The sequence below is a fragment of the Arthrobacter sp. 210 2 genome, from assembly GCF_059093025.1.
In genome coordinates this window covers 312,441-334,352 of the sequence record NZ_JBNHIE010000004.1, presented here as the reverse complement: position 1 = coordinate 334,352, position 21,912 = coordinate 312,441, and the positions used below count along the sequence as shown (strand labels likewise).

Sequence of the window (21,912 nt, the reverse complement as noted above, 5' to 3'; positions counted from 1 at the left end):
CCAGACCACTGGGTTGATAGGCCGGATGTGGAAGCGAGGACTAACGACTCGTGAAGCTGACCGGTACTAATAGGCCAACAACTTACACCACACACCCACCCCGCAAACGAACTTCAAAAGCGTTTGCACCCGGGGCGGGTAAAAAGATACACAAGACTGCTTGCGTCCACTATGTGGTTCCCAAACAACAAACCCGTTTGTTGCAGGGAACACCAACTGAATAACAACACCACACTGCTCGAACACGAGCACGAATGTTGTAACCAGGTTTTCCCACCCCCGCGGGGGTGTGGAGCAAGGGTTACGGCGGTCATAGCGTGGGGGAAACGCCCGGTCCCATTCCGAACCCGGAAGCTAAGACCCACAGCGCCGATGGTACTGCACCCGGGAGGGTGTGGGAGAGTAGGTCACCGCCGGACAACCATTAAGGTCGAGGCCCCAACCAGAAATGGTTGGGGCCTCCCGCATTTAAACAACACCGCCCCGGGATGCCCTATCAGATAACGCACCCAAAAACCCCGGATGACAACCACAACTGACAGAGCAACCCACCCCGGGTCACGCCGCGGGGCACCAAGGCACCGTCCCGCCGTCGGACAATCCGCCCGGGTGATAAGCCGTCCACAGCGAACCCAGGACAAGTGATGCGGCGTCGCCCGGGAACCCGCAACAGCTGATAGAGCGTCATCGGGGAACCTGCATTAGGTGAGAGAGCGTCCGCTGAGGGCACAATCGGGGCTGAAAACCCCCCAAAATCCGGTGATTAACCTCAAAAAGTCGCGGAAACACGCGGAATTTGCGGACCTCGACCGCCCAAGCTGGTAAGTTTTCGAACAGTGGCTTGTGCGCATGCCGCGTGCAGGCTCCATAAAGATGACCGTCCAGGAGGACATAAATGGCTAAGAACCGTAGTGAACTTGTTGCAGAGGTAGCGGGCAAGGCCGGCACCAGCCAGGCAGCCGTCAACTCCGTCCTCGACGCACTGTTCGAGGTTTTCGAGACTTCTGTCGCCGCGGGCGAGAAGATCACCATCCCGGGCTGGCTCGCCGTCGAGCGCACCGACCGTGCAGCACGCACCGGCCGCAACCCGCAGACGGGTGAAACCATCCAGATCGCAGCAGGCCACAGCGTCAAGCTGACCGCCGGCTCCAAGCTCAAGGCTGCGGTTTCCAACAAGAAGTAAGCTTCTTCCTCCCCGGCCCAGAGCCGGCGTGGAAAAGGAGCGGTGACCGGGAGGTTGCCGCTCCTTTTGCTTTTAAGGCCGATTCGCGGCCCGGGCAGGCGTAGCGGACAATGGAATGGTGTCTTCTGCCGCAAAACCCCGTTCCACAAACCCCCAGTCCGCTCCCGGCAAGGGAGCGCAGGGGCAGGACAGCGGCGCCTCCGGCATCTCACGCCCCTGGCAGCTTGCCGGACTGGCCGCAGTATTCCTTGGCCTTGTTGCCGCCCTCATCTTCTCCGGTGCTGCGGCAACCCGCGGCGTCGCTGACCCCGGCGCCCTGGTGCGTTGGGGCCTGCCCGCCAGCAAGGCCATCCACAACATTTCGCTGGCAACGGTCATCGGCGGCCTGATCTTCGCCGTCGGAATCCTGCCCAGGAGCTTGGCGCCCCGCAGCAGGGCCAGGGAAGCGTCCGAAGCCGACGGCGGCCCGGAGCACCCTGCCTTCAGCCGTGCTCTGGCCGTGGCAGCCGCCGCCGGCGCAACCTGGACCCTGTCCGCAATCGCCGTCCTGGTCCTGACGTACGCGGACGTCGCCGGGCAGGCGCTCTCGGGAGACGCCGAGTTCACGCAGGCCCTGGTGTATTTCATGACGGACATCGAGACGGGGCGCGCCTGGCTGGCCGTCACCATCATCGCCGCCGTAGTCACCACAGCGCTGTTCGGCGTCCGGTCCCTCGGCGGGCTGGCGCTGACCCTGGTCCTGGCGTTCATTGGGCTGGTCCCCACGGCGCTGATTGGCCACTCCTCAAGCTCGTCAGACCACGAGGGCGCCATCAACTCCCTCGGCCTGCACCTGGTGGGCGTCAGCACCTGGGTGGGCGGCATCATCCTGCTGGCCCTGCTCTCCGGCATCCTCACCGGTTCCAAGGCAGGGGCAGCCGGTGATATCACTGAATCCACCCTCCGCCGGTTCTCCTCCCTGGCCGGCTTCGCCTTTGTCCTGGTATTCGCCTCCGGAGTCATCAATGCCAGCATCCGGATCACCAACTGGGGAGACCTCTTCGGCTCCGCCTACGGCCAACTGATCCTGGCCAAATCCGCAGCCACCCTGGTCCTGGGCGGGATCGGCTTCATGCACCGCCAATGGGTCATCCCGCAGCTGGGCCGCAAGGGCTCCACAATGTCCTCGCGGCGCGTGCTGTGGCAGCTGGTCCTGGCCGAACTCCTGGTGATGGGCCTGACTTCCGGCGTGGCCGTCGCCCTGGGGCGTTCGGCCCCGCCGGAGCCCACAACCTATGCGCCGGACGCGTCGCCGGCCTTCATCCTGACCGGCTACGAACTGCCCCCCGAACTGACGCCGGAACGCTGGCTGACGGAATGGCGCCTCGACTGGCTCTGGATAGCCGTGGCCCTCTTCGGGCTGGTGTCCTACTTCCTCGGCGTGGCAAAGGTCTATCGCCGGGGCGACACGTGGCAGTGGTTCCGCACCGTGAACTGGGTGATCGGCCTTCTGGTGCTCACCTACATCACCTCCGGGCCGCCGTCGGTCTATGGCCGCGTCCTGTTCTCCGCGCACATGGTGGACCACATGGCGCTGACCATGGTGGCCCCCATCTTCCTGGTGCTCGGTGCACCGGTCACGCTCGCCCTGCGCGCCCTGCAACCCCGCGGCGACGGTTCACGCGGAGCCCGGGAGTGGATCCTGGTCTTCGTGCACTCGAAGTTCTCCCAGGTGGTTACCCATCCGCTGTTCGCGGCCGCCAACTTTGCCGGCTCCATTGTGCTGTTCTATTACTCCGACCTGTTCGGGTTCGCGATGCGCGAGCATGTGGGCCATGAGCTGATGATCGTGCACTTCCTGCTCACGGGCTACATCTTCGTGCTGAGCATGATCGGTTCGGACCCGCTGCCGCGCCGGGCGCCGTACCCCATGCGGCTGCTCCTGCTCCTGGCCACCATGGGCTTCCACGCGTTCTTCGGCGTGGCGATCATGGGCGGCACCAACCTCCTGGCCGCCGACTACTTCGGCAACCTGGGCCGGGACTGGGGACAGTCCGCACTGATGGACCAGCAGACCGGCGGCGCAGTGGCCTGGGGCATCGGCGAGGTGCCCACCCTCCTGGTGGCGATCGGCGTCGCCATCATGTGGTCCCGGTCCGACGCGCGGGAAACCAAACGGGTGGACCGGGCGGCCGACAGGAATAACGACGCCGATCTCACCGCTTACAACGATATGTTTGCCAAATTGGCCGAACGCGATGCCGAGCTGGCTGACCGCAACAAGCTGGAAGGACGCTGATGAGCGAAACCGTACGCACCCACCACCGGGTCCGAGCCTCCGAACTGGTGGGCCGTAACTGGTTGAACACCGGCGGCAAGACCCTCGACCTCGAAGCCCTGCGCGGCAAGATCGTGCTGCTGGACTTCTGGACCTTCTGCTGCATCAACTGCCTGCACGTCCTGGACGAGCTGCGCCCGCTGGAGGAAGAGTACTCGGACGTCCTGGTCACCGTGGGCGTCCACTCGCCCAAGTTCGAGCACGAGGCGGACCCGGTGGCGCTGGCCGCCGCTGTGGAGCGCTACGAGATCCACCACCCGGTCCTGGACGATCCGGAGCTGGAGACCTGGAAGGCGTACACCGCCCGTGCCTGGCCCACGCTGGTGGTCATCGATCCCGAGGGTTACATCGTGGCGCACCTCTCCGGCGAGGGCCACGCGGACGGCCTGGCCGTGCTGATCCCTGAGCTCATCGCCGAACACGAGGCCAAGGGCACCCTGCACCGCGGTTCCGGCCCGTACGTGGCGCCCGAGCCGACGTCCGGCACCCTGAGGTTCCCTGGCAAGGCGCTCTTCCTTCCCGCCGGCCGCGGTTCCGTCGCGGATGAAGCGTCCGACGGCGGCGCGGCAGCAGGTGCCGCATCGCACGGTTCATGGCTGGTCACCGATACCGGGCACCACCGCCTCGTGGAGCTCGGCACCGACTTCCATACCGTCCTGGCCACCTTTGGCTCAGGCACCAAGGGCTACGCCGACGGTCCGGCCGCCGGTGACACCGCGACCGCACAGTTCAACGAACCCCAGGGCCTGGTCCTGCTGCCGGAAGACGTGGCAGCCAAGGTGGGCTACGACGTCGTTATTGCCGACTCCGTCAACCACCGCCTTCGTGGGCTGTCGCTGACAGACGGCAAGGCCTCCACCCTGGCCGGCAACGGCGTCCAGCGTTTGCTGGAAACCGGCCCCGCGCGCGTGGACGAGGACGCTGCCGGGTTCACGGGCCGCCTCAGTGACCATCCCCTGGAAGTCTCCCTGAGCTCGCCCTGGGACCTGGTATGGTCGCGCAAGCTCAACGCCGTGGTGGTGGCCATGGCCGGGACCCACCAGATCTTCAGTTTCGACCCCGTGTCCGGTGAAGTGGACATTATTGCCGGCAACGGCCTCGAAGGACTGCTGGACGGCCCTGCCCACGAGGCCTGGTTCGCCCAGTCATCGGGCCTGGCCGAGGACGCCGACGGCAGCATCTGGGTGGCCGACTCTGAAACGTCTGCCCTGCGCAAGCTGGCCATGGATGACGACGGCGCCATCACCGTGGAAACCGCCGTCGGCAAGGGTCTGTTCGACTTCGGCTTCCGGGACGGCGCCGCCGAGGAGGCACGCCTGCAGCACCCGCTGGGCGTGACGGTCCTGCCGGACGGCTCAGTGGCAATCGCCGACACCTACAACGGCGCGGTCCGCCGTTACGACCCCACCACCAAGACCGTCTCCACGCTGGCCCGCGGCCTCGCCGAACCCTCCGACGTGATTGTGGACCACACCAAGGCAGCCGGCTCCGAGCCGCTGCTGGTGGTGGTTGAGGCGAACCAGCACCAGTTGGTGTACGTCCCCATCCCCAAGGAAGCACAGCAAGTGGACGAGGGCGCATCCCAGACGCACCGGCCCAAGAGCCCGGTGGCCCCCGGCCCGCTGGAGCTGACCGTCCGCTTCACCGCCCCCACCGGGCAGAAGCTGGATGACCGCTGGGGCGATCCCACGCAGCTGAAGATCTCCTCTACGCCCCCCGAGCTGCTGGTATCCGGCGGCGGAACATCGGTGGGGCTTCTCCGGACCCTTGAGCTGTCCCAGGACGTGCCCGAAGGCATCCTGCACATCACGGCGCGCGCGGCCGCCTGCGACGGGCCGGAGACCGAGGACGGCGAGATCCCCGATCACGCCGCCTGCCACCTGTACCAGCAGGACTGGGGCATCCCCGTGCTGCTGCAGGCCGACGGAGACACCGAGCTGGTACTGGACCTCCGCGGCATGGACTGACGCGCCGCCGTCGTCCGCGTATTACAGGGCTGCCGCCCGTGACCCTAACGTCACGGGCGGCAGCCTTTTGTGGCTGTACCCTGGCAAGAACCGCGGATTCGCGCGAATGCCGCTGCTAGCTGAACCCAAAAACGTGCCTGACGTGACGTACGCCAGTTCTCCACATAGGGCTGCCACCAGGTGCCGCACGCCCAAGGGCACGGCCAGCATGGCCGAATGGATGTCCCAGATGCACTCGCACGCTGCGGCGGAGCCGCCCGCCGTCCTGCCCTTGCCCGGCTCGGTGTTGACGACGCCGCGCTCAGACGCGCTGTGCGTAGGGGCATCCTGCAGCCGGACCGGGGACTTTACGCGCTTCCGACGGCGCCCCCGGACCTGGTTGCCGTGCTGCGGAACCGGGAGTTGCTCACCTGCTCCAGCGCCGCAGCACACTACGGCCTCTGGTGCCTGCATCCTCCAGGTCTTCGGCATGTCTACCACCAGCGGCATTCTGCAGTGGGTGACTCGGCCATCCACCACGCAGGGCTGCTGCTGCCACCTTCCCGGCTTCATCCTGTCGTTGCCCTCGCCGACGTACTGGTCCACGCCCTGCGCTGCCTGCCATTCGCTGAGTCCCTGGTTATGGTCGAAAGCGCGGTCTCCCGGGGTGACATGACCGTAGACTTCCTCCGCCAGCGGCTCGAGGGCCGGCGCAACGGCAAAACCCGCGAAGTTTTGGCGTGGGTGGACAGAGGCGCCGACTCCCTCCTCGAGACGCTGGCGCGAACCTATTTCCGCCAAGCCGGCATCTTCGTGCAGACCCAGGTTTACCTTGAACGGGTGGGTTATGTTGACCTGCTGCTGGACGGGTGGCTGGTGGTGGAGCTCGATGGCCGGCACCATGCAGAGTGGAGCCAGGTCAAGAAGGACCATCGGCGGAACAACGAATCCGTCGTCCAGGGATATACAGCGCTGCGCTACTACTACGCCGATGTGGTGCACCACCCCGCTGAGATGGTTGCCCAGGTCCAGGCTGTCCTGGGGCGGCGGAGGTAGAACGTCCTCATCAGCCGGCCGTTGCGTCACGCTGAACATGCTTTTGTGGGGGTGCCGGCCCTAAAAGCCCGGAATACAAAGGGCCTCCGCTGAACAGGTGGCCAAAACCATGCCTGGCGTGACGTGCGGCCCGTGACTGTAGAGCAGCGTGCGCAGCCTAGAAGCTCAGTACCGGGGTGACCCTCACCGCACCGCCGGAGACGTCCAGGCGGGTGGTGAAGCTGAAGTCCACTTCTTCTTCCAGCGGGTACCAGATCCCGGTGAAGGAGTTCTGCTGCAGCGCTTCCACCTTGGCCTTGCCGTCCAGGGGTGCCACCACCCACCGCCCGTCAAAGGGTTCGATGGCAACGTTCGGATACTCGGTGACGGTCCACTTGATGGTGCCGTCCTGGACCCTGTTGTTGCTGGCGTAGTAGAACGGGCAGTCCGGCTGGAGCTTCTGCTCCTTGACCGCTTCCGCCGCGCAGCCGTCCAGGAACTCCTTGACCTTGTCCGCCACGTCCTTCTTGAGGCTGGCAGTAGCCTGGGTCAGCAGGTTGAGCGGCGCCACGGGGACGTCCCGGGCGGTGACTGTGGCGCGGGTTGCGGGGGCTGAGAAGTACTGGCCGTTGAGGGCGGCCTCGTACTCACCCGGATAAAACACCGCGAAGGAGTTCCTGCCGTTGGGCATGTTCACCGGCACGCCGTTGACGTTGGCCTCGCTGCCGTTGACCACCGTGATGTCCACCGTAGGCAGCCGGGACGGGACGAACGCCCAGGTGTTGAAGAAGATCCATTCGGTGCCGGTCTTCTGCAGCATGAACTCCGTGCGGAGCCGGCTGCCGTCGATGGTGTATTCCATGGGCACCATGACCTGGTTGCCGGAACGCTCCTCCGGTTCACCGATCTCCACGTTGGCCAGGCGGGACGCGGCGGTCTGCAGCCCTGTCCCGTCGAGCATGGCGGCATTGCTGGGCGGTACAGTGGCGCGCAACAATCCCAGCGCCTTCCCGCCGTCGCCGCTTTGCAGCGCGTCCAGATACTCACGCACCGGCTGCTGCGGACTCGCCACCGTCTTGTTCACCAGGTTCACGGCAACAACGGCTCCGGCCACGGCAAGCATGAGGCCCAGCAGCCATCCGGCCGCTATCCTCACCAACGCTTGACTCATCTGCACGTTCCTTACACTAACGTTAGTGCGAACGCGCACTGAAGTCGGCGTCTACCCTTTGTGGGGGAGAGGCGCGGTGTTAAGGCCCGACGGCGGAAGCCGGAACAGGCGTCCGCAGCCCCTTGGGAGCGGGTCGGGTCAGCGGCGGCGCCGCCGGGACGACGTGCCGAACACACCACGCAGCAGTTCACGCCCCAGCTGGGTGCCGATGGACCGGGCCATGCTCTTCAGGCCGCCGCCCAAGGCGCCACCGAGTGCGCCGCCAAGGTCGTCCATCATCCCGCCGCCCGACTCCGGCCGCGAAGACCGGGGCGTCCCGGTCGGCGTACGGGGAACAGTGTTCCGGCTGGGAGCCGGCCTGCTGCTGGGCCGGCCCAGGATCTCCTCCTCAATCCGGCGGGCCTCGGCGTCCACGTCCGCAGCGTCGCCGGAACCCGGAACCGGCGGCCCGCCCGGCACCGCGGAACCGGTGGGTGCGGCAGCCTTGCCGGTCAGCTTCTCAAAGGCGGAATGGTTATCCACCGCGGTTCCGTACTTGGGCAGGAGTGCCGAGCCGGCCACCGTGCTCCGGACCAGGGCGTCATCGCTGGGTCCCATGACCGACTCGGGCGCCCGCAGCCGGGTGAGTGCCACAGGAGTGGGCGCGCCCCTGTCGTTCATGACCGTCACCACGGCCTCGCCGATCCCCGCGGAGGTCAGGGTTTCCTCCAGGTCGTAGTCGCTGACCGGGAACGTGGACACGGTGGCCTTGAGCGCCTTGGCATCCTCCGGGGTGAAGGCACGCAGGGCGTGCTGCACCCGGTTGGCCAGCTGGCCAAGGACGTCGGCCGGAACGTCCTTGGGAGTCTGGGTGACGAAGAAGATGCCCACGCCCTTGGACCGGATGAGCCGGACGGTGGTGGTGATGGCCTCCAGGAACGCCTTGGACGCGCCGTTGAAAAGCAGGTGGGCCTCGTCGAGGAAGAACACCAGCTTCGGCTTGTCCAGGTCCCCTGCTTCCGGGAGGTCCTCAAAGAGATCGGCAAGCAGCCACATGAGGAACGTGGAGAACAGCATCGGTTTGGTCTGGAGCGTGGGCAGCTCGAGGCAGGTGATGACGCCGCGGCCGTCCGGCGCGGTCCGCAGCAGCTCCGCGGTATCGAACTCGGGTTCGCCGAAGAACTTCTCCAGCCCCTGCGCCTCGAGGTTCACCAGTTCCCGCAGGATGACACCGGCGGTCGCCTTGGACAGCCCGCCCAGCTCCTCCAGCTGGTCCTTGCCGTCGGCGGACGTCAGGAACTGGATCACGGCCCGGAGGTCCTTGAGGTCGATGAGTTCCAGGCCGTTCTTGTCCGCGAAGTAGAACACCAGCTGCAGGCTGGATTCCTGCGTGTCGTTCAGTTCCATGATGCGCGAGAGGAGGATGGGCCCGAAGGACGATACCGTGGCCCGCACGGGGACCCCGTTACCATCGCCGCCCAGGGCCAGGAACTCCACCGGGAACGTCTTCCCCTGCCAAGCCTGTCCAATGCCCTCGGTGCGGGCGGTGAGCTTAGCGCTGCCGGTAGCGGCGGTGGCCAGCCCGGAGAGGTCACCTTTGATGTCCGCCAGGAAGACGGGGACGCCGGCGGTGGAGAGCTGCTCGGCCATCATGTGCAGCGTGACGGTTTTGCCGGTACCGGTGGCACCGGCCACCAGGCCGTGCCGGTTCATCATGGCCAGCGGCAGCCGCACCGGCGCGTCCTTGTGGAGTTCGCCGTCGATGATGGCGGCCCCCAGTTCGATGGTGGCACCGTCCAGCGCGTAGCCCTTCTGGATGGTGGCAAGCTTCTCTGCTGTGGTTTTGTTGGCCATGGCGCCAGCTTAGCGGCGCCCGGTGCCTGCGCGGCGGCACTCCGCCGGTCAGTTCTGCGCGGCCGGAAGTTCCTTGGTGAACGCCAGCGGCCCGATGGTCTCGGGGTCGGCGGCCAGGTCGAACTGCGGCTCATAGCCGGTGGTGAGGTAGAGGTGCTTGGCCTCGGGCTGCCGCGGACCGGTGGTGAGGTAGAGCCGGGTGTATCCGCGGCGGCCAGCCAGGGCCTCCAGTTCGGTGAGTACCATGCGGGCAAGGCCGCGACGGCGGTGTGCGGAGTGCGTCCAGATCCGCTTCAGTTCCGCCGTGGTGGCGTCATACTGGCGGAACGCCCCGCCGGCGATGGATTCGCCGTTTTCCTGGATCACCAGGAGCGCACCGTGGGGCTCCTCGAATTCGGCGGCTGGGTACCGGTTCAGCTCCTCTGCGGCAGCGCCCCGGCCAAAAAGGTCGCCGTAGCGGGTGTCGTATTCGACGGCGAGTTCGTCCAGCAGCGGCCGGACGCGGGGATCGTGCATGGGCAGGTTCAGGACCGCCAGGGCTGCGGGGTCAAGGGGCCTGCGCTTGAGTTCGGGTTCTGCGGTCACGGGTTCAGTACTTTCCGACGGCGGCTGGTTCTGGAGTTATTGTGGCGGAGGTTTCGGCGGACAGGCCGCGGGCAACGGTGAGGATGGTCCGCGCCAGGGCATCGTTCTCCCGGAACGGTGCCGCGTTGGTATTGGGCCGGGCAAACGCTCCCGCACCCCAGCCTGACGTTCCTGGCCCGATGCCGAACACGGTTTCCTGCGGGGTTCCGGCGGCATCCACCAGCTGGTGCCGGGCGGAAACCAGCAGTTTGCCCGTGGAGTGGATGCCGTCGGCCGTGAGCAGCTGCTGCTCCGTGCCCAGCCCCCTGCCGTACAGGGACGCTAGCACGGGATTGAGCGACCGGGTGACCGACGTGGACGGCAGCCGGGCCTCGATGAAGGCGCTGGCCGTGATGGCGGCGGGATGGTGCGGGGACGTTGCCCGGAACAGCCCGGTGGCCTCGTCGGCCGTCACCTCAAGGCCGGGACCCAGGAACTGGAGCAGCCCGGCACGGTGCAGGGCCAGCATCTGGCGCAGGCGGTGGGGCGGCGGGCCGGAGTCGACAAAGCTGAAGAACCCGTGCCACCAGCCGTGGACGGTCTGCTGGGACCGTGCATTGAGCCGTTCCGCAGGCACCACGCGCCCCAGTTCCATGTAAACGTGCAGCAGTGCCAGGAAGAGTGCCAGGGTCTCCGGATGGTCCGGGCTGTCCCGCAGCGCGAGGTCGTGCCCGATGTACCCTGCCACGGCGGACTGTACTTCCCCGAGGCCGGCGAAGCGGCGCCCGTCAAAGGGCCGGTCCAGCCGCTCGAGGTCGAGATGCAGGCCGGCATCCGGGACGGCGGCAGCCACGAGTTCGACGCGCGCGGTGCTGTACCAGTCCAGGCCGGAGTAGCGCGAGGCGAACTCTTCCCAGCCCATGGCGGCCCGCTCCGGGCTGCCGGTCAGCAGCTCCCGGTAGTAGCCGTACCCGGCTTCCTTGGCGATCAGCGGCCAGAGGTGGCTTCGGAAATCCAGTTCGCCGTGCCGCCGGAGCAGGGCCTCGACGGCGTCCGCGGTGAAGAACAGCAGCGGACCGGGTGCCTGACCACGGAGGGCAGACGAAATCTTGGAGTGGTACGGCACGCCGCGCCGCGACCCTGCCCACAGCCGGGGTTCCCTGCCGGACGCAAGGTAGCGCAGCCCGCCGTCGGATGTTTCCTCGAAGCGCCCGCCGCGGCCCTCCATCAGGAGGACCAGCAGGTCGACGAACGCGAGGCCCATGCCGGCGACGATCACGTCCTGCCCGGGGGCGATGGCTGAATAGTCGACGTCGGTGGTGTAGCTGGGCGCCGCATGGAACCCGCCGTGGCGGGCGGCGAAGCGGGACCAGCCGGCGGAGGCGGCGTCCGGGCGGGAGTCGGTGTGGCCCAGCGCGGTGACCAGGATGCCGGCATGCAAAGTCCGCCCGTTGGCCAGTTCCACGGCATGCGCGCCGTCGCCGAGCGGGGCGATGTCCACCGCCGTGGTCCGGTGCACGGTCACGCTCTTGCCGAGGGACCGGGCAGTGCGGCGGAAGAACCATTCGAGGTACTGGCTTTGAAGTTGGCGGGTGGGGAACGAGGAGCCCGTGAGGGAGTGAAGCTGGTCCCGCAGCTGCCGAGGGAAGTCCGGAACGTCGGTAATGGATCCGTCCAATACGCCGTCCGCCCATTCCGCCAGTCCGGGGCCGGATGCCGGGGGACCCTCGCAGGCGACGGACGCGTCCGTAAACATGGTGACGTCGGCCGCCGTCGAGTTCAGCAGCAGCCCGGGATGCTGGTCGTACCGCCAGATCCGGCCGGATCCGGGGACGTACGGCTCCACCACGTGGATCTGCAGGGCGCCGGCGAAGATCTCCGGCCGGTTGGCGGCAATCCGCTCAAGCACGCCGGCCGCCCGGGGGCCGCCCCCAATGAAGACGACGGCCGGAATGTTCGCTGGCATGGGACTCCTGACGGCGGTGCGGGGCGGACGGGGACGCGGCGGCCTTGGAAGGGCCGCCGGAGTGCCCATGCTAGGCAGCGGTGACGACGGCGGTCGAGCGCCTGGTCACGCCCGTTAACTCCCCGTCACAGCGCGTCAAGGGACGCAAAAAACCGACTCATGACGCCGCGCTAAGTCCCGTGACGATATGCAACCTGGCGCCTTGCTGGCCTCTTCCGGGCGGTCCTAGATTTGCAGCCAGCAACCGGGCCAGCCAGGACCGGTACCGGGGCAGCGGGCTCCAACCCGAATCGAGAAGCGAGGTGGCGCATGAGTTCAGCAGCAACGAAGGTGGCGCAGTCAGCACAATCACAGCCGGCACAGACGGCACAGCCACCTGCCCGGACCGCCATGGACTACTCCGGCTACCCGGTGGTGGCAGCCAGGCATCCCTGGCGCTGGGTGGGGACTGCCGCCGTCGCGCTTGGTGTCCTGGCGGTGGCGTGGTCCCTTGCCACGAACCCGCGCTGGGAATGGGGCGTGGTGGCGCAGTGGTTCACCGCGCAGTCCGTGATCAACGGCTTGCTGGAAACGCTGAAGCTGACGGCCATCTCGGGCCTGCTCGGGTTCGTCCTGGGCTTCATCCTGGCGCTCATGCGGCTGTCCGCCTCACCATTGCTGGTCTCGGTGTCCTGGACGTTCTCCTGGATCTTCCGGTCCACGCCGCTGCTGGTCCAGATGCTCCTTTGGTACAACCTGGGCTACCTCTACGAAAAGATCAGCCTGGGCATCCCCTTCACCGACGTGAGGTTCTTCGAGGTCCAGACCACCACGCTGATCAGCCAGTTCGCGGCCGCAGTGCTGGGCCTGACCCTGAACCAGGCGGCCTACTCGGCCGAGATCATCCGCGGCGGAATCCTCTCCGTTGACCAGGGGCAGCTGGAGGCCGCGGCGGCCCTGGGCATCCCGGCCTGGCGGCGGTCCACCCGGATTGTGCTGCCGCAGGCGATGCGGGCCATCCTGCCCACCGCCTTCAACGAGATCATCGGCCTGGTCAAGGGCACATCGATCGTCTACGTCCTGGCCTACTCCGAGCTGTTCTACACCGTGCAGGTCATCTACAACCGCACGCAGCAGGTCCTCCCGCTGCTCCTGGTGGCAACGCTCTGGTACGTGGTGATCACCTCGGTCCTCAGCGTCTTCCAGTACTACATCGAACGGCACTACTCCAAGGGTGCGGTGCGGAACCTGCCGCTGACCCCCTTGCAGAAAGCCCGTAAATTCTTCGCCACCCACGCAGTGGCCAACCGGACCAGGAGCCTCTGATGACCGTTACAGCTGCTACAGCCACCCAAGGCCTGGTGGAAATCACCGGCGTGCGCAAGTCCTTCGGGGCCACCGAGGTCCTCAAAGGCGTCAGCCTCACGGTTGAGCCGGGCGGCGTGGCCGTGATCGTCGGCCCGTCCGGCTCGGGAAAGTCCACCCTGCTGCGCACCATCAACCACCTGGAAAAGGTGGACGGCGGCCACATCTCAATCGACGGCACATTGGTGGGCTACGAAGTCCGGGGCGGGCGGCTCCATGAGCTGCGCGAGAAGGACATCCTGAAGCAGCGGACCGAGATCGGCATGGTGTTTCAGAACTTCAACCTGTTCCCGCACCTCACCGCTTTGGAGAACGTGGCCGAAGCGCCCGTCGTGGCGCAGCGTCCCGGAAAAGCACGGCCCTCCAAGGAAGAGGCAAAGCGCCGTGGCCTGGAGCTGCTGGACCGCGTGGGCCTGAAGGACCGCGCGGATGCCTACCCGCGGCAGCTGTCCGGCGGCCAGCAGCAGCGCGTGGCGATCGCGCGGGCCCTGGCACTGGATCCCAAGATCTTGCTCTTCGATGAGCCCACCTCGGCACTGGATCCTGAACTCGTCAACGAGGTGCTCGACGTTATCCGCGAGCTCGCCACCTCCGGCACCACCCTGATCATCGTCACCCACGAGATGGGCTTTGCCCGGGACGTGGCGGACACCGTGGTGTTCATGGACCAGGGCCAGATCGTGGAGCAGGGCACCCCGCAGGAGATTTTCACCAACCCCCAGGAACCGCGCACCAGGAGCTTCTTCTCCAAGGTGCTCGAACCGGCTTTCAACATCTAAGGACCTCCCATGGCATTCTCTTCACTCGCCGGCATCCGCACCCCGCGCTTCCGCAACAGGCGCACCCTGGCGGCGCTGCCCGCCGTCGTACTCCTCGGAACAGCCGCGCTGTCTGCCTGCGCCGATCCCGGTGCAACAGCTGCGGGCTCTGCCACGGGCGGAGCTGAGACGACGGCGGCACGCAACGGCGTGGTCTACAACGCGTCCCCGGACCAGCAGCGCATCCGTGCAGAGAAGGATCCGGCGCTCGCCGCCAAGGTCCCCGAACTCATTGGCAAGGACGGCAAGCTCACCATCGCCACCACAGCCGGTTCCATTCCGTTGTCCTTCCACGCCACGGACGACAAGACGCCGATCGGATCCGAGCTGGACATCGCGCAACTGGTGGCGGACAAGCTGGGCCTGGAGCTGGATGTCCAGGTCACCTCCTGGGACAACTGGCCGCTGAAGACCCAGTCCGGCGACTTCGAGGCTGTGTTCTCCAACGTGGGTGTGAACAAAGACCGGGTGAAGCTCTTCGACTTTGCCAGCTACCGGGCCGCCTTCATGGGTTTCGAGGCGAAGAAGTCCGCCAGCTATGACATCAAGGGCGCGGATGACATCTCCGGCCTGAAGGTGTCCGTGGGGTCCGGCACCAACCAGGAGAAGATCCTTCTCGCGTGGAACAAGGAACTCGAGGCCAAGGGCAAGGCGCCCGCCACCCTGCAGTACTACTCGTCCGACGCCGACACCATCCTGGCTCTGTCCTCGGGGCGGACAGACCTGAACATCGCCCCCTACCCGTCCACGGTGTACCGGGAAAACACCCGGGACGACCTGAAAGTGGTGGGCAAGGTCAACGCCGGCTGGCCCTCGGAAACCCTGGTGGCAGCCACCACCCTTCGCGGGAACGGGCTGGCCCCGGTCATCACCGAGGCCCTGAACTCGGCCATTGAGGACGGTTCGTACGCAGAGGTGCTGGAGCGCTGGGGCCTGTCCGAGGAGGCGCTGCCGGAGTCGAAGACCATCACCGAGGAGACCTTCGCGGCCGCCCAGGCTACTCCAACACAGGCTGCGAAGACCCCATGACGGGGACGTCATCCACGGCAACCGCCCCGAATCCGCCCGCACCAGCACCACAAGGAGCCACTTTGTCTACGCACACTGAAACCGCCCTCGAGTCCTTCGACGCCGACTGGCAGGAATGGCACACCGCCCACGAACGCCACCGCGCCCACCCGCACGGCTTCCTCGCCGTCACGCACCTGCACTGGCTGGACTCCTCCGCCAGGCGGCTGGACGGTGTTCCGGGCACGTGGAGTGCAGTGGACGACGCCGTCCGCATCGTTCTGGAGGCAGGCGAAAGCCTGCAGCGGGACGGGCAGGAGTTGAACGCCGGCTCCGGTGCCACCATTGAGCTGGGATCCATCGAGGAGCGCGGCGGGATCAACCTGGCGTCCGGCGATACGGTCATTGAGGTGGCGAAGCGCGGCGGCGAGTACATTGTGCGGCCGCGGAACCCGGAGAACGCACTGCTCCGCGAATACCAGGGCACCCCTGCCTACTCGCCGGACGCTGCCTACGCCGTCCGCGGGACCTTTGTGCCCTTCGAGGCGCCGCGGCCCACCACGGTGGGGGCCGCCGTCGAAGGCATCCAGCATGTCTACGAGGCCCCGGGTGAAATCCGTTTCAAACTGGCAGGCCGGGAACTGGCGCTGACGGCGTTCAACGGCCACGCACCCGGTTCGCTGTCCGTCCTGTTTACGGACCAGACCTCCGGCAAAACCACCTACGCAGCCAACCGTTCGCTCTCCGTGGTGCCGGCCGCGGACGGTTCGGTGGAGCTGGACTTCAACCGGGCCGTTAACCTGCCCTGCGCCTACACGGACCTGGCCACCTGCCCGCTGCCGCCGGCCGAAAACCGGCTGCCCGTTGCCATCGAAGCCGGCGAGAAGATCCCCTGCGAACGTCAGGACCAGAAGTGAGCACCAACGAATCAGCCCGCGCCGGGTTCCTGGCGATTGAACTCGACGGCGCCGGGTGGGACGGTGCCGGTTTCGGCAGCCTCACCAAAGCCGTGCTTGCCGCCGAATCCGCCGGGTTCCACGTGGCCACTTTTACCGATGAACCGGCACCCGGGCGCGTCAACGCCCTGCAGCGTGCGGCCTACGCCGGCCCCATCACTCGGACCATAGCCCTGGTGCCGGAGGTGGATACGGTCTACACCGAGCCGTTCCACGTTTCCACGCAGCTCGCGAGCCTGGACTACGTGGCGGGCGGACGCGCCGGATGGATCGCTACCGCAGGGGAATCACCCGAAGCCGCTGCCGCCGTCGGACGCGAATTTGTGAGCGGCGCTGCGCTCGGCCAGGAAGCCGCTGCCTCCATCGAGGTGTCCCGGCGTTTGTGGGACTCGTGGGAGGACGATGCGGTGATCCGTGACGTCGCCACCGGCCGCTACATCGATGTGGACAAGCTGCACTACGCCGACTTTGAAACCCCGGCGGACTTCGCGGGCCCGGCCTATTCAGTCAAGGGCCCGTCCATTATTCCCAGGCCGCTCCAGGGGCAGCTGCCGGTGCTGGTTCCGGCGTCCCTGCTGCGCGGGGTTTCAGCGGACGCCGTGGACGGTGTGCTGGTGAGCGCGCCGACCCCTGAACTGCTGGCCGTCGAGATCCGCGACGTCCGCACCCGCGTCGGAGCTGCGGTGGCGGTGGTTGCCGAGCTCGACGTCGTCCTGGACGCCCACGGGCAGGCTGCGGGGGACCGCGGGGCCGGCGCCGACAGCGGCCGGGCGAGGTACGCCGGCCCGGCGGCAGCCCTCGTTGACCTCCTGGCGCCGCTGCTCGCAGAAGCCGACGGCGTGCGGCTCCACCCGGCGTCGCTCGCGGTGGACCTCGGGGAACTGGCCCGGCTGGTCCTGCCGGAATTGAGGCGGCGCGGTGCCCTCCGTTCTCCCGTCCAGGACGGCACCTTCCGCGACCTGCTGGGCCTCGAACGTCCGACCAACCGCTATGCATCCGCCGCTGCCGGCACCGGAAAGTAAGGGAAAAACCATGACGCAGCACAGCCGTGCTACATCCAATGTTTTCACGCCGACAGGGAAGCTGCAGTTCGGCATTTTCTTCCAGGGGGTCAACTCGGGAACCATCTGGAAGGCCCCGGAATCCGGCTCGCAGACCGACTTCGAATCGTTCCGCCGCATCGCCCAGACCGCCGAGCGCGGGCTGTTCGCCGCGTTCTTCCTGGGTGAAGGGCTCCGCCTGCGGGAACACCTCGGGCGGCCCCACGCGCTGGATGTGGTTGGCAGGCCGGACGCCCAGACCATGCTCGCGGCGCTGGCTTCGGTGACCAACAACATCGGTCTGGTGGCCACCCAGAACACCACATACAACGATCCCGCGGATCTGGCCCACCGGCTCGCCTCGCTGGACCTGATTTCCGGCGGCCGGGCGGCATGGAACATCGTCACCACGGACAACGCCTGGACCGGCGCGAACTTCCGGCGCGGCGGCTACCTGGACCACGCGGACCGGTACAAGCACGCCGAGGCGTTCGTGGAGACGGCAAAGCGGATCTGGGACTCCTGGGAAACCCCGGACGGCCCCGCACGCAGGGTGCTTCACGAGGGGCAGCACTACACGGTGGACGTCACCCCGCGCCTGCCGCGGAGTGCACAGTACCGGCCGGTGCTGTTCCAGGCAGGCGACTCCCCGGAAGGCCGTGATTTCGCCGCGCGGCAGGCCGACGTGATTTTCTCCGCGCACCCCAAGTTCGATGACGCGGTGGAGTTCCGCCAGGACCTCGTGGCGCGCTCCCTTGCCGCCGGCCGCGGGGCAAATGCCGTGCAGATCATGCCGGCCAGCGAATTCATCCTGGCTCCCACCGCGGAAGAGGCGGCGGAGAAGAAGGAGTGGGTGCGCAGCCTGCAGATCGGTCCGCAGCAGGCGGTGGCGTACCTGGAACAGTTCTGGGGCCGGGAGCTGTCCGACTACGATCCCGACGGCCCGCTTCCGGACATTGATCCCGTGGTAGAGGAAACCTCCGAAACGCGGGGCAGCGGCTTCCACGGCGCGAAGGCGCGGCAGTTGGCGGACCAGTGGCGGGCCGAGGCCAAGGACAAGGGGCTCTCCATCCGCCAGTTCGTCACGTCCCGCACCGCGCGCGTGGATTCCACCTTCACGGGTTCCTACGCTGCGGTGGCCGACCAGCTGGCCGAGTACGCACGCGTGGGCGCGGTGGACGGCTTCAACATCTCACCGTGGCTCATTCCAACGGGGCTGGACGACATCGTGAACCATCTCGTGCCCGAACTGCAGGAACGCGGCGTCTACCCCACGGAATACCGGGGCACCACCCTGCGGGAGAACCTGGGGCTGGAGACGCCCGTGCGCTCCGCCGAGACGGTCCGCGCCTGATGAATTGGCACCGCGGTGGAAAGGCCGACGACGGCGAGGAGGGTGCCGCCGTCGTCGAGCCTTCCGCTGGGGCTGTACAGCTGCAGCTGACGGTGTGGGAGCAGCATCTGTAGGGCGTTTGTCAGACCCCGCACCTAGGCTGGAAGCGTCCGGATAAGGAAAACCCGACGTCTCAGGAGGAGGGCAGCGCATGCGGCATCAAACGGCCCCGGAGGTTGATGATGCCTGGGTTCCTGCTGTCGCCTTCGGGGATGGGGATCCGCTTCTGGTCGGGACTGTAAGCTTTCCACTCCCTTCCTTCCTCTCGGCTGACCAGGCTCTTCGGCTCGTCGCATCAGCTGACCGGCTCATTGCCTGGGGAACGGCCATGAAAACGCGTGCCCTGGCCCGGGTCGAAGAGGCCGTTGGCGAAGAGACCCCGGTGAGACGGGAGGAGCAGCCAGTGCGTTTTGGCGGGGACGAGGCCCATGCGCTCGCCGTCACAGAGGTGGCTACCGCCTGCGCCGTCTCCGAAGGTTCAGCCGCACGCTCCTTGAATGAAGCCGCAGAACTGACCACGTCCCAATGGGAAGTTCTTGAAGCGGTTGAAGAAGGAAAGATTTCCAACGGGCACGCACGGACCATCCTCGAACAGGCGCGCTTCCTGCCTGCCGGGCACGCTGAAAAGTTCTCGCGGGTGGCCCTGCAACGGACGCGGACCCGCCACGGCCGTCTCCGCACCGCCGTCGAACTGCGCAGCTGCCTGCGCAGGCTGCGTGAGCGGCTCCATCCAGAGAGCCTCGCGGCCCGGAAAGCAGCCGCCCACCGCGAACGCGGTGTGTGGTTCTCACCCGAGCCGGACGGGATGTGCACCCTCACCGCCTCCCTTCCTGCAGAGGTTGGCCTGGCCATTTTCAACGGGCTCGACCACGACGCACGGCTGATCAAGGCCAAGGTTGCAGAACATAGCCGTGACTCAGGCGCCATTGTTGGGGACGGTGTCCGGTCCGGCTCCAGCACGCTCCCGGAGTTCCGGGCGGATGCACTGGCCCACCGTCTCCTCGGCGGAACGGGGGAGTTAGAGTTCGGGGTGTTCCGGGCCGAGGTGGTAGTGACCATTCCCCTAGGTCTGGCACTCGGGGGTGGCACAGGAAGCGAAGCGACACTGGACTCCGCGGAACTTGCCGGCTACGGGCCCCTTGACGCTCCCACCGCCCGACAGCTGGCGGCACTGGCCCCCAACTGGCAGCGGCTTTTCACTGACTGCACCACCGGCAAAGCCCTCGGGGTTGGGCGGACGGCTTACCGTCCGCCGAAGGCGTTGCTACGGTACCTGCACAGCCGTGACGGCACCTGCAGGTTCCCGGGCTGTACCCGCCCGGTCTCTGTTTGCGAACCCGACCATACCGTTGAGTGGCAGGACGGGGGGACGACTGACGCCGGAAACCTTGCAATGCTGTGCCGAAGACACCACGCGCTCAAGTCCATAGGGGCCTGGAAGTACAGGCAGTTGCCTGGGTCCGGCAACCTCGAGTGGCAATCACCATTCGGCCGCGTCCACATCAGCGAACCCGTGGAAGTCCATCCGGAGCCTGATCCAGGCAAGCCGCCGGAACCGCCGCCGTTTTAGTTCCTGCGGTCGCGGTGGGACTTCAGTCGTAGGCAGGGCGGTGCCATTCCTGATCAGCGGGCACACGGCCGATGCTCCAGGCCGCGACTATACGCAGATCGACCCTGGTTGCCTGCAGGCGGACCTGGCGTCCCCCTGTCACGAGCACGGGGCCAAGAAAATGGACGTACGGATCGTCGTTCAGTTTCTGTTCGTCCGCGGGTGAGGCAACGGAGGCGAGCACGTCGGCGATGGCCGGGCTGCCGACGCGGATCTGGTCATTTTGCCGCCGCTCCCAGGTCTGCCCGGACGCGACCGATCCCGAAATGATGGTGCCGTCAACTACAACAGTCAGCTCGATTGTTGCATCGGGGTCGAGCCGGACGGTTGCGGCCAGCAGCTGCGCCAGGCGGCCGTCAATGTCATACTTCCCATCCGTCATGGCTCGTTCCTTTCGTGCTTCCTTCGTGCTTCCGTGGGCCTGGAACTGCTCCATCACAGCTTAGTTTCCGGCGTTCACGCCACCGCCGGAACTGGATATGAAAAATCCCCGCCGGGCTGGTGCCCGGCGGGGATTCCTTCGTCGGCAGGACCCTTTACTTCTTAGGCAGGCCTGCCGGGTTCAGCTCGGACTTCTGGATGGCCTCGGATGACAGGCCCCAGCGGTCCAGGATCTTGGCGTAGGTGCCGTTTTCGATCAGTTCGTTCAGCGCTGCCTGGGCAGCCACAGCCAGGCCGTTGTCCTTCTTGGTGGTGAAGGCGATTTCCGCCGTCAGCGGCCAGCCGCCGTTGAGCGTGCCCACCTGCTTGCTCTTTCCATCCTGCGCAGCCTTGTAGGCGGCACCCGCGTTGGGTCCGAAGGTCAGGTCCGCCCGGCCGGACTGAAGGGCAAGCGACGAGGCGGAATCGTCGTCGTAATACTGGAACTCGACCGGCGCCAGGCCATTCTTCTTGTTTTCCTCGTCCCAGCGCACCAGGATGGCTTCCTGGTTGGTGCCGGAGCCAACGATGACCCGCTTGCCCGCCACGTCCTTGGCCTCCTTGATCTCGCCGATGTTTGAGTCGCTCTTTGCGTAGAAGCCCAGCAGGTCATTGCGGTAGGTGGCGAAGTCGAACTTTTCCTTGCGGGCCTCGGTGACGGTCACGTTGGACAGCACCGCCTCATACTTTCCGGATTCAACGCCCAGCGGCCAATCGGCCCAGGCCACGGGAAGGGCTTCGACCTCCAGGCCAAGCGTCTCGCCCACTGCGTAGGCGATGTCCACCTCGCTGCCGATCAGGGTCTTGTTGTCGGTCGCGAAAAGGCTCAGCGGAGCAGTGCCTCCGGTGCTCACGATGGTGAGCTTCCCGTCGGCCTTGATGGCCTCCGGGACCAGTGCCGCCGCAGCGGGGTCAACGCTGACCTTGAAGCGGTCCTGCTCCGGGGACAGGTTGAACTGCTTCCCCGCAAGTGTGGCGGAGGACGACGACGGTGCTGTCGCCGCCGTCGCGCCCGGATCAGCGCAGGCAACCAGCCCCAGCAATGCTGCTGCTGTCAGGGCCGCGACGGCGGCGGGTTTCGTTCTGGTGATGGCCAAGATTCCCCCTTGGGAAGTAGGTAGCAGATGCAGCGGGTGTGCTCGTTGCAGCAACTATCCGCCAGCGCCGCGAAGGGAATCAAAGGCCGCCGCAACCCGGAGATACAGGGCGTAACGCCGGTTAATCGGGCGACCGCGGCGGTCATATTCGGGCCCTCTGCCGAGTCAAGAACCAAGTAGCGCGCGCCGGGTGTCGCCTTTTAACGAGTACC

Annotated in this window: 17 protein-coding genes and 1 rRNA gene; 12 read left to right on the top strand and 6 right to left on the bottom strand. The window is 66.7% G+C overall.

Features of this window, described 5'->3' with window-relative positions:
- Positions 1 to 302 precede the first annotated feature (302 nt).
- The 5 genes from rrf (at position 303) to AC5RWA_RS11055 (ending at position 6,502) form a co-directional block, all read left to right on the top strand.
- A 5S ribosomal RNA gene (rrf, locus tag AC5RWA_RS11075) occupies positions 303 to 419 on the top strand.
- 476 nt (positions 420 to 895) lie between these two features.
- A complete protein-coding gene (locus AC5RWA_RS11070) occupies positions 896 to 1,183 on the top strand; it encodes an HU family DNA-binding protein (RefSeq protein ID WP_009358243.1) in 288 nt (95 codons plus the stop codon).
- Positions 1,184 to 1,298: 115 nt separating this feature from the next.
- Positions 1,299 to 3,461 carry a bifunctional copper resistance protein CopD/cytochrome c oxidase assembly protein gene (locus AC5RWA_RS11065; protein ID WP_494057628.1) on the top strand — a complete coding sequence of 721 codons (2,163 nt, stop codon included), beginning with the start codon at positions 1,299 to 1,301 and terminating at the stop codon, positions 3,459 to 3,461.
- On the top strand, positions 3,461 to 5,467 hold the full coding sequence (locus AC5RWA_RS11060; RefSeq protein WP_494057627.1) for an NHL domain-containing thioredoxin family protein: 2,007 nt from the start codon (positions 3,461 to 3,463) through the stop codon (positions 5,465 to 5,467). Before AC5RWA_RS11065 ends, AC5RWA_RS11060 begins: the two co-directional genes overlap by 1 nt.
- 216 nt (positions 5,468 to 5,683) lie before the next feature.
- Entirely contained in the window at positions 5,684 to 6,502 is an 819-nt protein-coding gene (locus tag AC5RWA_RS11055; RefSeq protein ID WP_494057626.1) for a DUF559 domain-containing protein, read from the top strand.
- A gap of 157 nt (positions 6,503 to 6,659) precedes the next feature.
- Here AC5RWA_RS11055 and AC5RWA_RS11050 read toward each other — a convergent pair whose 3' ends face one another.
- From AC5RWA_RS11050 to AC5RWA_RS11035, 4 genes are all read right to left on the bottom strand, one after another.
- Entirely contained in the window at positions 6,660 to 7,652 is a 993-nt protein-coding gene (locus tag AC5RWA_RS11050) for a hypothetical protein (RefSeq protein ID WP_176156735.1), read from the bottom strand.
- A gap of 138 nt (positions 7,653 to 7,790) precedes the next feature.
- The gene (locus AC5RWA_RS11045; RefSeq protein ID WP_494057625.1) at positions 7,791 to 9,485 is read right to left on the bottom strand and encodes a helicase HerA-like domain-containing protein; all 1,695 of its coding nucleotides are present in this window, start codon (positions 9,483 to 9,485) and stop codon (positions 7,791 to 7,793) included.
- 48 nt (positions 9,486 to 9,533) lie between these two features.
- Positions 9,534 to 10,070, bottom strand: coding sequence for a GNAT family N-acetyltransferase (locus AC5RWA_RS11040; protein ID WP_494057624.1), 537 nt, complete (start codon positions 10,068 to 10,070; stop codon positions 9,534 to 9,536).
- 4 nt (positions 10,071 to 10,074) lie between these two features.
- A complete protein-coding gene (locus tag AC5RWA_RS11035; protein ID WP_494057623.1) occupies positions 10,075 to 12,015 on the bottom strand; it encodes an FAD/NAD(P)-binding protein in 1,941 nt (646 codons plus the stop codon).
- 309 nt (positions 12,016 to 12,324) lie between these two features.
- Here AC5RWA_RS11035 and AC5RWA_RS11030 point away from each other — a divergent pair, with 309 nt between their 5' ends.
- The 7 genes from AC5RWA_RS11030 to AC5RWA_RS11000 all read left to right on the top strand — a co-directional run bounded on the left by AC5RWA_RS11030 (position 12,325) and on the right by AC5RWA_RS11000 (position 20,144).
- Positions 12,325 to 13,320 (top strand): amino acid ABC transporter permease, encoded by a 996-nt coding sequence (locus tag AC5RWA_RS11030; protein WP_494057622.1) that lies wholly within the window; start codon positions 12,325 to 12,327, stop codon positions 13,318 to 13,320.
- On the top strand, positions 13,320 to 14,138 hold the full coding sequence (locus AC5RWA_RS11025) for an amino acid ABC transporter ATP-binding protein (RefSeq protein WP_494057621.1): 819 nt from the start codon (positions 13,320 to 13,322) through the stop codon (positions 14,136 to 14,138). The genes AC5RWA_RS11030 and AC5RWA_RS11025 overlap by 1 nt, the downstream gene beginning before the upstream one ends.
- A 9-nt stretch (positions 14,139 to 14,147) precedes the next feature.
- On the top strand, positions 14,148 to 15,206 hold the full coding sequence (locus AC5RWA_RS11020; protein ID WP_494057620.1) for an ABC transporter substrate-binding protein: 1,059 nt from the start codon (positions 14,148 to 14,150) through the stop codon (positions 15,204 to 15,206).
- 62 nt (positions 15,207 to 15,268) lie between these two features.
- Positions 15,269 to 16,102: a DUF1684 domain-containing protein gene (locus AC5RWA_RS11015; RefSeq protein ID WP_494057619.1), complete on the top strand. Its 834-nt coding sequence runs from the start codon at positions 15,269 to 15,271 to the stop codon at positions 16,100 to 16,102.
- Positions 16,099 to 17,163 (top strand): LLM class flavin-dependent oxidoreductase, encoded by a 1,065-nt coding sequence (locus AC5RWA_RS11010; protein WP_494057618.1) that lies wholly within the window; start codon positions 16,099 to 16,101, stop codon positions 17,161 to 17,163. Before AC5RWA_RS11015 ends, AC5RWA_RS11010 begins: the two co-directional genes overlap by 4 nt.
- Positions 17,164 to 17,173: 10 nt before the next feature.
- Complete coding sequence (locus AC5RWA_RS11005; protein WP_494057617.1) at positions 17,174 to 18,535, top strand: NtaA/DmoA family FMN-dependent monooxygenase; 1,362 nt, start codon at positions 17,174 to 17,176, stop codon at positions 18,533 to 18,535.
- 190 nt (positions 18,536 to 18,725) lie between these two features.
- Positions 18,726 to 20,144, top strand: coding sequence for an HNH endonuclease signature motif containing protein (locus tag AC5RWA_RS11000; RefSeq protein WP_494057616.1), 1,419 nt, complete (start codon positions 18,726 to 18,728; stop codon positions 20,142 to 20,144).
- Between the two features lie 22 nt (positions 20,145 to 20,166).
- On the opposite strand, the gene AC5RWA_RS10995 is transcribed toward AC5RWA_RS11000, so the two are convergent.
- A complete protein-coding gene (locus AC5RWA_RS10995) occupies positions 20,167 to 20,565 on the bottom strand; it encodes a hypothetical protein (protein ID WP_494057615.1) in 399 nt (132 codons plus the stop codon).
- A gap of 154 nt (positions 20,566 to 20,719) precedes the next feature.
- Complete coding sequence (locus AC5RWA_RS10990) at positions 20,720 to 21,700, bottom strand: ABC transporter substrate-binding protein (RefSeq protein WP_494057614.1); 981 nt, start codon at positions 21,698 to 21,700, stop codon at positions 20,720 to 20,722.
- Positions 21,701 to 21,912 lie beyond the last annotated feature (212 nt).

Excerpts from the sequence above, each read along its gene's own strand:
- AC5RWA_RS11000 (WP_494057616.1), top strand. The coding sequence starts at position 18,726 with ATGCGGCATCAAACGGCCCCGGAGGTTGATGATGCCTGGGTTCCTGCT.
- AC5RWA_RS10995 (WP_494057615.1), bottom strand. The coding sequence starts at position 20,565 with ATGACGGATGGGAAGTATGACATTGACGGCCGCCTGGCGCAGCTGCTG.
- AC5RWA_RS11065 (WP_494057628.1), top strand. The coding sequence starts at position 1,299 with ATGGTGTCTTCTGCCGCAAAACCCCGTTCCACAAACCCCCAGTCCGCT.
- AC5RWA_RS11050 (WP_176156735.1), bottom strand. The coding sequence starts at position 7,652 with ATGAGTCAAGCGTTGGTGAGGATAGCGGCCGGATGGCTGCTGGGCCTC.
- AC5RWA_RS11020 (WP_494057620.1), top strand. The coding sequence starts at position 14,148 with ATGGCATTCTCTTCACTCGCCGGCATCCGCACCCCGCGCTTCCGCAAC.
- AC5RWA_RS11060 (WP_494057627.1), top strand. The coding sequence starts at position 3,461 with ATGAGCGAAACCGTACGCACCCACCACCGGGTCCGAGCCTCCGAACTG.
- AC5RWA_RS11035 (WP_494057623.1), bottom strand. The coding sequence starts at position 12,015 with ATGCCAGCGAACATTCCGGCCGTCGTCTTCATTGGGGGCGGCCCCCGG.
- AC5RWA_RS11005 (WP_494057617.1), top strand. The coding sequence starts at position 17,174 with ATGACGCAGCACAGCCGTGCTACATCCAATGTTTTCACGCCGACAGGG.
- AC5RWA_RS11070 (WP_009358243.1), top strand. The coding sequence starts at position 896 with ATGGCTAAGAACCGTAGTGAACTTGTTGCAGAGGTAGCGGGCAAGGCC.
- AC5RWA_RS11025 (WP_494057621.1), top strand. The coding sequence starts at position 13,320 with ATGACCGTTACAGCTGCTACAGCCACCCAAGGCCTGGTGGAAATCACC.
- AC5RWA_RS11030 (WP_494057622.1), top strand. The coding sequence starts at position 12,325 with ATGAGTTCAGCAGCAACGAAGGTGGCGCAGTCAGCACAATCACAGCCG.
- AC5RWA_RS11045 (WP_494057625.1), bottom strand. The coding sequence starts at position 9,485 with ATGGCCAACAAAACCACAGCAGAGAAGCTTGCCACCATCCAGAAGGGC.
- AC5RWA_RS11055 (WP_494057626.1), top strand. The coding sequence starts at position 5,684 with ATGGATGTCCCAGATGCACTCGCACGCTGCGGCGGAGCCGCCCGCCGT.